The 13419-nt window shown below is 65.3% G+C and carries 11 protein-coding genes; 5 read left to right on the top strand and 6 right to left on the bottom strand.

The window, feature by feature from the left end; genetic code table 11:
• Positions 1-2: 2 nt before the first annotated feature.
• The 4 genes from secF to BDD18_RS08870 all read right to left on the bottom strand — a co-directional run bounded on the left by secF (position 3) and on the right by BDD18_RS08870 (position 7306).
• A complete protein-coding gene (gene secF, locus BDD18_RS08885) occupies positions 3-956 on the bottom strand; it encodes a protein translocase subunit SecF (RefSeq protein WP_066695417.1) in 954 nt (317 codons plus the stop codon).
• An 11-nt stretch (positions 957-967) separates the two neighbouring features.
• Positions 968-2854 carry a protein translocase subunit SecD gene (gene secD, locus BDD18_RS08880; protein ID WP_066788898.1) on the bottom strand — a complete coding sequence of 629 codons (1887 nt, stop codon included), beginning with the start codon at positions 2852-2854 and terminating at the stop codon, positions 968-970.
• A gap of 109 nt (positions 2855-2963) precedes the next feature.
• Entirely contained in the window at positions 2964-3299 is a 336-nt protein-coding gene (gene yajC, locus BDD18_RS08875) for a preprotein translocase subunit YajC (protein ID WP_142082777.1), read from the bottom strand.
• 431 nt (positions 3300-3730) lie between these two features.
• Positions 3731-7306, bottom strand: coding sequence for an indolepyruvate ferredoxin oxidoreductase family protein (locus BDD18_RS08870; protein WP_142082776.1), 3576 nt, complete (start codon positions 7304-7306; stop codon positions 3731-3733).
• A 169-nt stretch (positions 7307-7475) separates the two neighbouring features.
• On the opposite strand from BDD18_RS08870, the gene BDD18_RS08865 reads away from it, so the two are divergent.
• The 3 genes from BDD18_RS08865 to BDD18_RS08855 all read left to right on the top strand — a co-directional run bounded on the left by BDD18_RS08865 (position 7476) and on the right by BDD18_RS08855 (position 10440).
• A complete protein-coding gene (locus tag BDD18_RS08865; RefSeq protein WP_142082774.1) occupies positions 7476-7964 on the top strand; it encodes an Lrp/AsnC family transcriptional regulator in 489 nt (162 codons plus the stop codon).
• A 147-nt stretch (positions 7965-8111) separates the two neighbouring features.
• On the top strand, positions 8112-9866 hold the full coding sequence (locus BDD18_RS08860; protein WP_142082772.1) for an MFS transporter: 1755 nt from the start codon (positions 8112-8114) through the stop codon (positions 9864-9866).
• A 127-nt stretch (positions 9867-9993) separates the two neighbouring features.
• Entirely contained in the window at positions 9994-10440 is a 447-nt protein-coding gene (locus tag BDD18_RS08855; RefSeq protein ID WP_142082770.1) for a hypothetical protein, read from the top strand.
• 117 nt (positions 10441-10557) lie between these two features.
• On the opposite strand, the gene mltA is transcribed toward BDD18_RS08855, so the two are convergent.
• The gene (gene mltA, locus BDD18_RS08850; protein ID WP_142082769.1) at positions 10558-11766 is read right to left on the bottom strand and encodes a murein transglycosylase A; all 1209 of its coding nucleotides are present in this window, start codon (positions 11764-11766) and stop codon (positions 10558-10560) included.
• Between mltA and BDD18_RS22060 the strand changes: the two genes are divergently transcribed.
• The gene (locus BDD18_RS22060; protein ID WP_170207388.1) at positions 11714-11878 is read left to right on the top strand and encodes a hypothetical protein; all 165 of its coding nucleotides are present in this window, start codon (positions 11714-11716) and stop codon (positions 11876-11878) included. The genes mltA and BDD18_RS22060 overlap by 53 nt on opposite strands.
• A gap of 168 nt (positions 11879-12046) precedes the next feature.
• Positions 12047-12691: a YiaD family glycine zipper/OmpA-like lipoprotein gene (locus tag BDD18_RS08845; protein ID WP_066690632.1), complete on the top strand. Its 645-nt coding sequence runs from the start codon at positions 12047-12049 to the stop codon at positions 12689-12691.
• A 71-nt stretch (positions 12692-12762) separates the two neighbouring features.
• Here the strand turns inward: BDD18_RS08845 and BDD18_RS08840 are convergent, their stop codons facing one another.
• Entirely contained in the window at positions 12763-13392 is a 630-nt protein-coding gene (locus BDD18_RS08840; RefSeq protein ID WP_066696142.1) for a response regulator transcription factor, read from the bottom strand.
• Positions 13393-13419: the final 27 nt, after the last annotated feature.

The following is a 13419-nucleotide window of genomic DNA, read 5'->3' as shown; positions in this document are numbered from 1 at the left end:
GCTCAAACGGCCGCCCCAGCGTTGGGATCGTTCGGATCACCACCTTCTTTGCGCGGTGCCGACACCAGGTCTTCCCGCTTGACGCCCAGCCACATGGCAATGGCGGCGGCCACGAACACCGAGGAATAGATACCGAACAAGATACCGATGGTCAGCGCCATGGCAAAGTAATGCAGGCTGGGGCCACCAAAGAACAGCATAGACAGCACCATCGCCTCGGTCGAGGCGTGGGTGATGATGGTGCGGCTCATGGTGCTGGTGATGGCGTGATCGATCACCTCTGAGGTGGTCATCTTGCGGTACTTGCGGAAGGCCTCACGGATCCGGTCAAAAATCACAACTGACTCGTTGACCGAGTAGCCCAGCACGGCCAGCACAGCCGCCAGCACCGACAGCGAGAACTCCCACTGGAAGAAGGCAAAGAAGCCGAGAATGATCACCACATCGTGCAGGTTGGCGATGATGGCCGCCACACCGAACTTCCATTCAAAGCGGAAGGCCAGGTAGATCACGATGCCCAGCACCACAAAGGCCAGCGCCATAAGGCCCCCGTGCACCAGCTCTTCCCCCACCTGAGGACCGACAAACTCAGTGCGGCGCAGAGTCACGTCCGCATCGTTCGCCTTGAGCGCCTGCAGCACCTGCTCGCTTTGCTGGGCGGATGTGACACCTTTTTGCACGGGCAAGCGAATCAGCACATCACGGGGCGTGCCAAAGCTCTGCACCTGCACATCGGTGTAGCCCAGGCCAGACACCGTCTCACGCACCTTGGCCAGCTCAGCGGGCTGGCTGTAGGCCACTTCCATCACCGTGCCACCGGTGAACTCCACCGACAGGTGCAACCCACGGGTGAGCAGGAAGAAGACTGCCAGTGCAAAGGTGATGAAGGAGATCGCGTTGAAGATCAACGCGTGCTTCATGAAGGGAATGTCTTTTTTGATTCGGAAGAATTCCATGTCTTCCTCCTTTATTGCGACTTGGCCACGGCAGTGGCGTCCGACTCAGGCTTCCAGACCTGGCCGATGGAAACGCTCTTGAGCTTTTTCTGGCGGCCGTACCACAGGTTCACCAGACCTCGCGAGAAGAACACGGCCGAGAACATGCTGGTCAAGATACCGATGCAGTGCACCACGGCAAAACCGCGCACGGGGCCCGAACCAAAAGCCAGCAGGGCCAGGCCCGCGATCAGCGTGGTCACGTTGGAGTCCAGAATCGTGGCCCAGGCACGGTCGTAGCCCGTGTGGATGGCCGCTTGCGGGGCCACGCCAGCGCGCAGCTCTTCGCGCACACGTTCATTGATCAGCACGTTCGAGTCGATGGCCACACCAATGGCCAGCGCCATGGCAGCAATACCGGGCAGCGTGAGCGTGGCCTGTAGCATGGACAAGATGGCCACCAGCAGCATCACGTTCACCGCCAGCGCGATGCTGGAGATCACGCCAAACAGCTGGTAGTACACGCACATGAACGCAGCGATGGCAGCCAAGCCCCACACCACGCTGTGGATACCACGCTCGATGTTGTCGGCACCGAGGCTGGGGCCGATGGTGTATTCCTCGATGATTTCCATGGGCGCGGCCAGCGAGCCGGCGCGCAGCAGCAGCGCGGTGTTGTTGGCCTCGGCCGTGGTCATGCGGCCCGAAATTTGTACGCGGCCACCACCGATTTCAGAGCGGATGACAGGGGCCGTCACCACTTCGCCTTTGCCCTTTTCAAACAGCACGATGGCCATGCGCTTGCCAATGTTTTCGCGGGTGATGTCGCGGAAGATGCGCGAGCCCTTGGCGTCCAGCGTCAGGTTCACGGTGGGCTCTTGCGTCTGGCTGTCAAAGCCGGGCTGGGCGTCGGTCAGGTTTTCGCCGGTCAGGATGACCTGCTTCTTCACGATCACCGACTGGCCGCTGCGCTCTGGGTAGCGCTCGGTGCCAAAGGGCACAGGGCCACGGCCTTGCTCGGCGGCGCGCGCCTCGGTGCTTTCGTCCACCATGCGCACTTCCAGCGTGGCCGTACGGCCCAGAATGTCCTTGGCCTGGGCGGTGTCTTGCACGCCGGCCAGTTGCACCACGATGCGATCCAGGCCCTGCTGCTGGATCACGGGCTCGGTCACACCCAGTTCGTTGATCCGGTTGTGCAGCGTGACGATGTTCTGCTTGACGGCTTGCTCTTGCACCTTGCGAGCGGCCTCGGGCTTGATGCTGGCGCGCAGGCGCAGGCCGTCGCCATCGGGCTGGCTCACCACCTGCAAGTCGGCAAACTGGTCGGCAATGATGTTGCGCACCGTGTTCTGGGTGGCTTCGTCGGCCACCTTGATGTCGATGGTCTGGCCGTCGCGCGAGATACCGCTGTGGCGCACATTTTTTTCGCGCAGCGCGGTGCGGATGTCACCGGAATAGGCCTCGGCCTTCTTGGTGAGGGCCGCCTGCATGTCCACCTGCAGCATGAAGTGAACGCCGCCCCGCAGGTCCAGCCCCAGGAACATGGGGCGGGCATGGATGGCACTGAGCCATGCGGGGGTGCGTGAAATCTGGTTGAGCGCGACGACGAAGCTCGGGTCGTTCGCATCGGGCACCAGGGCCTTCTGGATCACGTCCTTCGCCTTGAGCTGGTTTTCCAGCGTGTCGAAGCGTGCGCGCACCGAAGTGCCTTCCACCGCCACCCGCTCGGCCGTCAGGCTGGCGGCGGCCAGGGCCTGCTCCACCCGCTGCGCCACGGCGTCGTCAATCTTGACGCCACTCTTGACCGCAGAAACCTGCACCGCAGGCGTTTCACCAAAGAAATTGGGCAGGCTGTACAAGGCACCCACCAGCAGCACGATCACCAGGATCGCCCACTTCCAGACCGGATATCGGTTCATGATCGCGCTCTTACCTCACGGAAAGCTATCGGGGCGGGCGACGCAGTGGCCGCTACCCCTGACAAAGGCTGGCAGCTACCACCGCTGCCACACCCTGACTTCAGGTTCTTTACTTCACCGTGCCCTTGGGCAGCACTTGCACCACGGCGCTGCGCTGGATCTGCACTTCCACGTTGTTGGCGATCTCGATGTGCAGGAAACCTTCGGATAGGCGCGTGACCTTGCCGATGATGCCGCCAGCGGTGGCCACTTCGTCGCCCTTGGCCAGCGCGTCAATCATGGCGCGGTGTTCCTTTTGGCGCTTCATCTGGGGACGGATCATGACGAAGTACAGCACCACGAACATCAGCACCAGAGGCAGCATGCCCGTGAGCGTGGACATCATGTCGCCACCACCAGAGGCTGCAGCAGGTGCGGTTTGGGCAAAAGCAGAAGAAATAAACACGTCAAGGACTCCCAGCAGAGGATCAAAAATTCGAAATTCCACACAGCCAGCGGAGGGTGCCGAATGGGGAGTTCGTTGATGCAATAAAGAGGCCGAAATCGTCGCCAGGCAAGGCGCCAACCACAGCGATAGCCATCGCTATCGCGAGGATTGGCAACGCGGCCTGGCAGCGATGCTCGGCGTCTTTATGCAACGAATTCCCCATTCGGGACCCTGGGCGCCCGCCATGGGGTAACCGGACATTGTATGCGGCGCCTATGTCATCACCCAAGACCGGATGGGCCTGGGGGGGTTGGCTGACCACAGGGGGTTTTCATCTATCCATAAAAATAGCTTCTGGCGCTTATCCATCAAGCGCCAGAAGCTATTAATTTAATAGCAAACGATTTCACCGACACCGCCGTGCCACGGCGGTGCCAGTTCGCAAAGGCTCAGGCCGCCTGGCGCTGGGCAGGCGCACCAGGACTGCGCCACTGCGCCATCAGACCATTCCACTTGGCGCGCGCGGCCTTGAGGTGGCGCTCCTTGACATGGCCGTAGCCACGGATGTCTTCCGGAATGCGCGCAATCTCCACCGCCAGGGCCAGCTTGTCGGCGGTCAGGCCGGCCAGCAGCTCGTCGATGCAGGCGCGGTATTCCACGATCAGGGCGCGCTCGGTGCGGCGCTCTTCGGTCTTGCCAAAGACGTCGAAGGCCGTGCCACGCAGGCCTTTCATCTTGGCCAGCAGGCCGAAGGCGTTGCGCATCCAGGGGCCGTAGGGCTTCTTCACCAGTTCGCCCTTCTCGTTCTTGGCGGCCGACAGGGGCGGCGCCAGATGGTGCACCAGCTTGAAGTCGCCCTCAAACTGCGCGGCGATCTTGTCCATGAACGCCTTGTCGGTGTGCAGGCGGGCCACTTCGTACTCGTCCTTGTACGCCATGAGCTTGAACAGGTAGCGGGCCACGGCCTCGGTCAGGCGGGTGGTGGTGCCCAGTTGCGCCTCAGCGGCCTGCACCTTTTGCACAAAGGCCTGGTAGTCGGCGGCGTAGGCGGCGTTCTGGTAGCCGGTGAGGAAGTCCACGCGCTTGGCGATCATGTCGGCCAGGGCGGGCTTCTTCACGAACTGGATCACCTGTGCCGCCTGGAACAGTGCCTGCACGGCGGGCAGGTCGTGGGCGCAGCGGCGGCCCCATTCAAAGGCGGCCTTGTTGTTTTCCACCTGCACGCCATTGAGTTCCATGGCGCGCATCAGCGAGGCCAGGGTCAGCGGCACGCGGCCCTTTTGCCAGGCGTAGCCCAGCAGCAGCGGGTTGGTGTAGATGCTGTCGCCCAGCAGCTGCGTGGCCACCTGTTCGGCGTCAAAACTGCCCACGCTGCCGTCGCCCAGCGCGCTGGTGATGGCCGTGTCGCAATGCGCGTCGGGGAACTGCCAGTTGGGGTTGTTCACGAACGAAGCCGTGGGCGTGCGGTGCGTGTTCAGCGCCACAAAAGTGCGGCCCGGTTGCAGCACGGCCAGCGTGGCCTTGTTGGCGGCCACGATGGCGTCGCAGCCAATCACCAGATCGGCCTTGGCGGTATCGACCTTGGTGGTGTAGATGGCATCGGGCCGGTTGGCGATCTGGATGTGGCTCCAGGTGGCGCCGCCCTTCTGGGCCAGGCCTGCGGCGTCTTGCGTGATGACGCCCTTGCCCTCCAGGTGGGCCGCCATGCCCAGCAGCGAGCCAATAGTGATCACCCCCGTGCCGCCCACGCCCGCCACCACGATGCCCCAGGCCACATCGGCCACGGGCAGTACAGGCTCAGGAATGTTAGGCAGGGCCGAGAGGTCTCCCTTCTTGTCTTTCTTGGGCTTCTTGAGCTGGCCGCCTTCCACCGTGACGAAGCTGGGGCAGAAGCCCTTCACGCACGAGTAGTCCTTGTTGCAGGTACTCTGGTTGATGCGGCGCTTGCGGCCGAATTCGGTCTCCACCGGCTCCACCGACAGGCAGTTGGACTGCACCGAGCAGTCGCCGCAGCCCTCGCACACCAGCTCGTTGATGACCACGGTCTTGTCGGGCGTGGCCAGCTTGCCGCGCTTGCGGCGGCGGCGCTTTTCGGTGGCGCAGGTCTGGTCGTAGATGATGGCCGTGCAGCCCTTGATCTCGCGAAGCTCGCGCTGGATGCGGTCCAACTCGTCGCGGTGGTGCACCGTGACGCCCTGGGCCAAGGCCACGCCGTCGTACTTCTGCGGCTCGTCCGTCACGATGACCAGCTTGGCCACGCCCTCGGCCTTCAGGCTGTTCATGATCTGCAGAACCGAGTGGCCCTCGGGGCGCTCGCCCACTTGCTGCCCGCCGGTCATGGCCACGGCGTCGTTGTAGAGCACCTTGTAGGTGATGTTCACACCCGCCGCAATGCTCTGGCGGATGGCCAGCAGCCCGCTGTGGAAGTACGTGCCGTCGCCCAGGTTGGAGAAGATGTGCTCTTCGTGGGTGAACGGCTGCTGGCCCACCCAGGTCACGCCCTCGCCACCCATCTGCGTGAAGGTGCTGGTGCGGCGGTCGGGCATCCAGTTGACCATGTAGTGGCAGCCGATGCCGGCCACGGCGCGCGAGCCCTCGGGTACGCGGGTGCTGGTGTTGTGCGGGCAGCCGCTGCAGAACCAGGGCGTGCGGTCGCCGGAAGGGTCCACCTGGGTCTCGGCCAGTGCGCGTTCACGCGCTTCGATGATGGCCAGGCGGGCGTCCATGCGCTGCACCACCTGCTCGGGCACACCCAGCTTCTTCAGGCGCTTGGCAATCGCCTTGGCGATGAGGGCGGGGGTCAGATCAGCCTTGGGGCGCAGCAGCCAGTTCTGGCTGGGGTTGGGCATGCTCCATTCGCCGCCCGAGTTGTCGCCCGGCACTTCGTCGAACTTGCCCAGCACATTGGGGCGCACATCGGCGCGCCAGTTGTACAGCTCTTCCTTGAGCTGGTACTCGATGACCTGGCGCTTTTCCTCCACCACCAGAATCTCTTGCAGGCCCTGGGCAAAGTCGCGGGTGATGGTGGCTTCGAGCGGCCACACCACGTTGACCTTGTGCACGCGAATGCCCAGGCTGCGGCAGGTGTCGTCGTCCAGGCCCAGGTCCACCAGGGCCTGGCGCATGTCGTTGTAGGCCTTGCCGCTGGCGATGATGCCGAAGCGGTCTTGCTTGCCTTCGATGACGTTGTAGTTGAGCTTGTTGGCGCGGATGTACGCCAGGGCGGCATACCACTTGTAGTCCATCAGGCGCGCTTCCTGCTCCAGCGGCGCATCAGGCCAGCGGATGTGCAGGCCACCGGGCGGCATGGCGAAGTCTTCGGGCAGGATGATCTTCACGCGGTCCGGGTCCACGCTGATGCTGCTGGAGGACTCCACCACTTCCTGGATGGTCTTCATGCCCGACCACACGCCTGAGAAGCGGCTCATGGCAAAGGCGTGCAGGCCCATGTCCAGAATCTCCTGCACGCTGCTGGGGAAGAACACGGGCGTACCGCAGGCCTTGAAGATGTGGTCGCTCTGGTGCGCGGCCGTGCTGCTCTTGCTGATGTGGTCGTCGCCCGCAATCGCGATCACGCCGCCGTGCTTGGACGTGCCCGCCATGTTGGCGTGCTTGAACACGTCGGCGCAGCGGTCCACGCCCGGGCCCTTGCCGTACCAGATGCCGAACACGCCGTCGTATTTCTTCTTCTCGGGGTACAGGTCAAGCTGCTGCGTGCCCCACACGGCGGTGGCGCCCAGCTCTTCGTTCACGCCGGGCTGAAAGACGATGTGGTTTTCGGCCAGGTGCTTCTTGGCCGCCCACAGCGCCTGGTCGTAGGTGCCGAGCGGGCTGCCGCGGTATCCGCTGATGAAGCCCGCCGTGTTCAGCCCCGCCGCCGTATCGCGCTGGCGCTGCAGCATGGGCAGGCGCACCAGGGCCTGCACGCCGCTCATGAAGGCGCGGCCACTGTCTAAAGAGTATTTGTCGTCTAGCGTGACGGTCTCCAGCGCTTTGCGGATGGAGTCGGGCAGAGGGGCATTCATGGCGGGTTCCTGTGGGGTGGCTGCTCGCGCAACGCGCCTTGTGGGCGGCGGCGCAGCATTTTTCAATGGTGTGCAGCGCAGTGTAGGGATTGCGCCGGGATATGTGCTTTCGTTTTTATGCCGTGTTTACCCTTGATTCAGAAAGAATCTTTCTTAAAATTGGCAAAACATGAACACTCTTGACAAATACGACCTCGCCATCTTGCAAGAATTGCAGGCCGACGCCCGTTTGACCAACGCCGAGCTGGCCCAGCGCGTGGGCCTTTCGGCGGCGCCGTGCTGGCGGCGGGTGCGGGCGCTGGAAGAAGCAGGCTTCATCAAAGGCTACCGCGCCGAAATCGACCGCCACAAGATCGGCCTGGGCGTGCTGGCCTTCGTACGGCTGGATGCTGACCGCAGCACCGGCAACCTGACGCGGGCGATGGAGGAAGCCATCCGCCAGATCCCCGAAGTGGTGGCCTGCCACTACATCAGCGGCACCGGCACGTTTGAACTGCAAGTGGTGGCGCGCGACCTGGACAGCTTTTCGCAGTTTGCGCGCGATGTGCTGCTGAACCTGCCCAACGTGAAAGACATGCACACCAGCTTCTCGCTGGGCGAAGTCAAGGCCAGCGGGGCGTTGCCGCTGGCGCACCTCATGGCGCTGAAGTCGCGCTGAGTGGCTCGTTTGCTCTTATTTTGGTAGCTGTTTGCGCTTGTTGGGAGAGCGCCAGAGCCTCTTTTCCCTATCAGAGCCCATGAAACAAACCGGGTCGCGCGCTGCACTGCGGGCGGGACGAGGTCGGACATCGCACAATGGGGCCACATGCCACCCCAGCCACACCACGACACCCCCCACCACATCGTGCCCCCTGCGGCGACCCCGCCCAGCGCGGCCGCCCCCGCCGCCAGCGTGAACACCGCCGCCGAGCGCGCGGCCCTGGCCCAGGGCACCGAAGAAGCCGCCCAGCACAGCCTGGAGCAAAGCGCCTCGACCGGGGCCGTGCATTCCGACGCATCCCTCTCGCCCTTCGCGCCCCTGTCCGTGCCCGTGTTCCGCATGCTGTGGCTGACCTGGGTGGCGGCCAACACCTGCATGTGGATGAACGACGTGGCCGCGGCCTGGCTGATGACCACGCTCACCACCTCGCCCGTGCTGGTGGCGCTGGTGCAGTCGGCCTCCACCCTGCCCGTGTTCTTGCTGGGCCTGCCCAGCGGCGCGCTGGCCGACATCCTGGACCGGCGCCGCTACTTCATGGCCACGCAGTTCTGGGTGGCTGCGGTGGCCGTGGTGCTGGCCTTTGCCATCGTCTCAGGCGGCATGACGGCGCCGCTGCTGCTGGCCCTCACCTTCGCCAACGGCATTGGGCTGGCCATGCGCTGGCCCGTGTTTGCGGCCATCGTGCCCGAGCTGGTCAGCCGCCCGCAACTGCCTGCCGCCCTGGCCCTGAACGGCGTGGCCATGAATGCCTCGCGCATCGTGGGCCCGCTGCTGGCGGGCGCCATCATCGCCAGCGCGGGCAGCGCCTGGGTATTTGTGCTCAACGCCGTGCTGTCGGTGCTCTCGGGCCTGGTCATCATGCGCTGGAAGCGCGAGCACGTGCCCAGCCCGCTGGGGCGCGAACGCCTGCCCAGCGCCATGCGCGTGGGCGTGCAGTTTGTGCGCCAGTCGCCCCGCATGCGCGCGGTGCTGTGGCGCATCTCCGTCTTCTTCCTGCACGCCACGGCCCTCATGGCCCTGCTGCCGCTGGTGGCCAAGGGGCTGGAGGGCGGTGGCGCGGGCACCTTCACGCTGCTGCTGGCCAGCATGGGCGCGGGCGCCATCGTGGCCGCGCTGTTTTTGCCCCGCCTGCGCCAGGCCATGCCGCGCGATGCGCTGGTGCTGCGCGGCACGCTGGTGCAGGCCGCAGCCACCGGGGTGATGGCCTGGGCCCCCAACGTGTACGTGGCAGTGCCCGCCATGGTGCTGGCCGGTATGGCGTGGATCACCACCGCCAACACGCTCAGCGTGTCAGCCCAACTGGCCCTGCCCAACTGGGTGCGGGCGCGCGGCATGTCCATCTACCAGATGAGCATCATGGGTGCCACCGCCGCAGGCGCGGCGCTGTGGGGCCAGGTGGCCTCGCTCACCGAGGTGCACACCAGCTTGGGCCTGGCGGCCGTGAGTGGCGGCATCGTGATGGCCGTGGTGCAGCGCCTGGTGGCGGACCGCGCCATCGAGGAAGACCTGAGCCCCTCCCGCGCCTTCAAGGCCCCCACGGCCCCGACGCCGCCCGAGGCAGGGCGCGTGGTGGTCACCATCGAATACGTCATCCACCCCGCCCGCGCCAACGAGTTCCGCGCCGTGATGCAGGAAAGCCGCCGCAGCCGCCTGCGCCAGGGCGCACTGGACTGGCAACTGCTGCACGACATCAGCAACCCGACGCGCTATGTGGAGCGCATCGAAGACGAGTCGTGGACGGAACACCTGCGCCGCTTCGACCGCGTGACGGCATCGGACGTCGCGCTGCGCGAGCGCAAGCTGGCCTTCCACACCGGCGATGCGCCGCCAGTGGTGACGCGGTGGACGGTGGAGCGGTGAGGGGTTTGGGTGTTTTCGGCCTCTAGCGCTTATTGATAAAGCGCCAGCAGCTATCAATAGAATAGCAACGTTGCACACCGATCCGACAAAGCTGCAACGTTGCCCCGCCTGTTGAAAATCCCTGCCCATGATCCGAATCGCTCACACGCCCTGGCTGCTCGGCCTTCTCTGCACCGCCTCGTGGGCCCAAGCCGCTGCCCCGGACCCCGCACTGCTTGGCTGCTGGCGCGCCACCACCATCGTGCTGCACACGGCAGACGGTGCCAGGCTGGAAGACCGCTCGGGCCGCTGCACGCTGCGGTTCAAGGAAGAACAGCTCGAATCCACCTGCCGGACCACCCAGGGCTTGGCAACCACCATCTACCAGTACCAGATCGTGCGGCCCCAGGTGTACGCCACCACCCTGGCGGGCAGCACGGTCAGGACAGAAATGGCCCGCACGACGCGCGAGTACGCCTACCGCATCGAAGGGGAGCGGCTGCACACCGCCAGCGTTGCCTCTGCGACGGCGCCAGATGCCTCAGCGACTGGCCCGCGCACGGAAACCGAAGCGATCAGGATCGCCTGCCCCTGAGCAGGGGGCTGCTGGAGACCGGTGGCAAGGCGCGGCGGATGCGACAAATTCCGCTCTCTTTTTAATAGCTGCCAGCGCTTATCCAAAAAGCGCTAGAGGCCAAATTCCCTCAAACCCTCACCTCGGCCAGAGCACCCACAGCCGCAGGTTCTGCTTGAGCCGCCCGGCGATGTCTCCGGCCTCCTGGCCCCAGCCCGTGAAGTAGTCAGCCCGCACCGCGCCCAGGATGGCGCTGCCCGTGTCTTGCGCCAGCACCAGGCGGCTCAATTGCACCTGGGGGCCGCTGGAGGCCAGCCACACGGGCGTGCCGTAGGGAATGCTCTGGCGGTCCACCGCGATGGAGCGGCCGGGGGTGAGGGGCACGCCCTGCGCGCCCTTGGGGCCGAAGGCGGCGTCCATGCCAGCCAGGGGTTCTTCCTTGAAGAAGACATAGCGCGGGTTGGTCCACATCAGCTCGTTGGTGCGCTGGGGGTTGGCAGCCAGCCAGGCACGGATGCCGGGCCAGGTGGCGTCGCGGGTGTAGCCCTGGTCCAGCAGCCAGCGGCCAATGCTGCCGTAGGGCTGGTCGTTGGTGCCAGCGTAGGCTACGCGCACCAGGCTGGTGGAGCCGTCGGGCTCCATCACGCGCAGGCGGCCCGAGCCCTGGATGTGCAGCACCATCGATTCCACCGGGTCGCGCAGCCAGGCAATGGCGCGGCCTTGCAGCGCGGCCTGGGCTTCGGGCAGGGTTTCGATCTGCTGTCGGGTGTACCAGGGCTTGCGCGCTCCAAAACCTGCGGGCAGGCGGTAGATGGGCACGGTGAAGCCGTTGCCGGGCTGGCGGGCGGCGTCCATCAGGGGTTCGTAGTAGGCGGTGAGCAGGCCGTCGGGGTTGCCGTCGGTGGTTTCCACGCGGTAGGGCTGCAAGCGCGCCATCATCCAGGCGCGCTGCTCGTCGCCGCTGGCAATGCTGAGCTGCCGCACTTCGCTGCACAGCGCGGTGAACGGCGCCACGGGTCGCTCGCAGCTTTTGATCCAGGCGTTCCAGGCCTCGTGCAGGGCGTCTTCGGTAAAGCCGGGCAGCTCGGCCCAGCGCACGGGCGTCCAGCGGCTCTTGGGCTGCGACCGGGGCGGCGGCAGCGGACCTGTGTCGCCGGGCAGCGCCATGGGCGCCGTGGGGCGGGTGGCCGGCAAGTCCCCAGGGGCCGAAGGGGATGGCGCGGGCGGGGTGGAGCAGGCAACGAGCGTTCCTACAATCAGCGCCGTTACGACCAGGCGCAGGAGTGTCAATTTCATGGGGCTGATTTTGCTTGAAGCGCTGCTGGCGCTGGTAGTGCTGATTGCCATTGTGTGGTGGACGATGTTCTCGGGCCGCAAAGGCGGCGAGCTGGATCTGACCGCCCAGGACCCGAACCCCGAAGCCTCGGACGATCGCAAACCGCCAACGCCAGGCGGCTGAGGCGCGCCGCGCCGCCTGCGTGGACACGTGCGGCGTTGTCCTACACCGCGTGCCTGCCTGTGCTGATGGCGCCCGCGGCGACGGTGCGCGACCATTGCGACAGCGAGGCGTACCGCACACCCTGTGCCGATGCCACCTTGCACTGCCAATATTTCAAGGAGCACACACATGCGCAAACACATTCTTCTGGGCGTCAGCGCCGTTGTCATTCTGGCCACGGGCTGCGCAAGCATGGACGACACGCAGCGCCGCACGGCCACAGGCGCGGGGGTGGGCGCCCTGGCGGGGGCAGTGATCGGCTCGGCCACCGGCGGCAACGCGGGCACGGGTGCCGTGCTGGGCGCAGGCGTGGGTGCCCTGGGTACCTACATCTGGTCGCAAAACATGGAGCGGCAAAAGCGCGAGATGGAACAGGCCACGCGCGGCACAGGCATTGCCGTGTCGCAAACGGCGGACAACCAGCTGATGCTGAACATCCCCAGCGACATCTCGTTTGCCGTGGGCCGCTCTGACATCCAGCCCAACTTTGCGCCAGTGCTGGACCAGTTTGCGATGGGCCTGCGCAACAACCCGTATTCGGACGTGCGCATCGTGGGCCACACCGACAGCACGGGCAGCGAAGCAGTGAACAACCCCTTGTCGGTAGACCGCGCCGCCAGCACCCGCAACTACCTGGTGAACCGCGGGGTGGACGGCCGCCGCATTGCCATTGACGGCATGGGCGAGCGCTACCCGATTGCCAGCAACGACACCGCCGAAGGGCGCGCACGCAACCGACGCGTAGAAATTTTTGTGGGTGAGCGCGCCCGCTGAGGCAATGCTGCGCTCAGGCGCAGTTCAGCGCTGTTTTGAACCAGCGCTCAATCCAGCGCTCAATCCAGCGCTCAGTGGCCGGTGCGCAGCAGGTTGGCCAGCTCGACAGCCGACTTGACGTGCATCTTGTCGAACACGCGTGAGCGGTGCACCTCCACCGTGCGCACGCTGATGTCGAGCTGATCGGCAATCAGCTTGTTGGGCAAGCCGGCCACCACCAGGTCCATCACATCGCGTTCGCGGTCGGTCAGCTCGCGCAGCCGCTCTTGCAGGCTGCTGCGCTCGCGCAGTTCGGCCAGCCGCTCGCCCGACTGGGCCAGGGCCTGCTCGATGCGGTCCACCAAGGCATTGTCGGAAAACGGCTTTTCGCAAAAGTCGAAGGCGCCGCGTTTGACGGCATCGACCGCCGTGGGCACATCGGCATGGCCGGTGAGGAAGATGACGGGCATGGTGTGCAAGCTGCCCCGCGCCACCAGCAAATCAAACAAGGCCAGCCCGCTCATGCCGGGCATGCGTACATCCAGCAGCAGGCAGCAGGGCTGGCGCTGGGGCGGCCGGGTCTGCAGCATGGCTTCAAAGGCCTCGGCACTGTCAAACGATTCGCTGGGCAGGCGGCGCGAACGCAGCAGCCAGGCCAGCGCTTCGCGCACGCCGGCGTCGTCGTCAACGATGTACACAGTCGCGTTGGATACGGGTTCCATGGCAAATATCAGTTGGGAGGGTGTTGC

This window comes from Acidovorax temperans (assembly GCF_006716905.1).
Lineage (GTDB): Bacteria > Pseudomonadota > Gammaproteobacteria > Burkholderiales > Burkholderiaceae_C > Acidovorax > Acidovorax temperans.
Note: the sequence above shows the minus strand (reverse complement) of the source record. Positions and strands in the feature narration are given on the sequence as shown.

Coding starts and splice junctions, on each gene's coding strand:
- secD (WP_066788898.1), bottom strand. CDS start 2,854: ATGAACCGATATCCGGTCTGGAAGTGGGCGATCCTGGTGATCGTGCTG.
- BDD18_RS08840 (WP_066696142.1), bottom strand. CDS start 13,392: ATGGAACCCGTATCCAACGCGACTGTGTACATCGTTGACGACGACGCC.
- BDD18_RS08855 (WP_142082770.1), top strand. CDS start 9,994: ATGATCCGAATCGCTCACACGCCCTGGCTGCTCGGCCTTCTCTGCACC.
- BDD18_RS08860 (WP_142082772.1), top strand. CDS start 8,112: ATGCCACCCCAGCCACACCACGACACCCCCCACCACATCGTGCCCCCT.
- BDD18_RS08870 (WP_142082776.1), bottom strand. CDS start 7,306: ATGAATGCCCCTCTGCCCGACTCCATCCGCAAAGCGCTGGAGACCGTC.
- secF (WP_066695417.1), bottom strand. CDS start 956: ATGGAATTCTTCCGAATCAAAAAAGACATTCCCTTCATGAAGCACGCG.
- mltA (WP_142082769.1), bottom strand. CDS start 11,766: ATGGCAATCAGCACTACCAGCGCCAGCAGCGCTTCAAGCAAAATCAGC.
- BDD18_RS08845 (WP_066690632.1), top strand. CDS start 12,047: ATGCGCAAACACATTCTTCTGGGCGTCAGCGCCGTTGTCATTCTGGCC.
- BDD18_RS22060 (WP_170207388.1), top strand. CDS start 11,714: ATGGGGCTGATTTTGCTTGAAGCGCTGCTGGCGCTGGTAGTGCTGATT.
- BDD18_RS08865 (WP_142082774.1), top strand. CDS start 7,476: ATGAACACTCTTGACAAATACGACCTCGCCATCTTGCAAGAATTGCAG.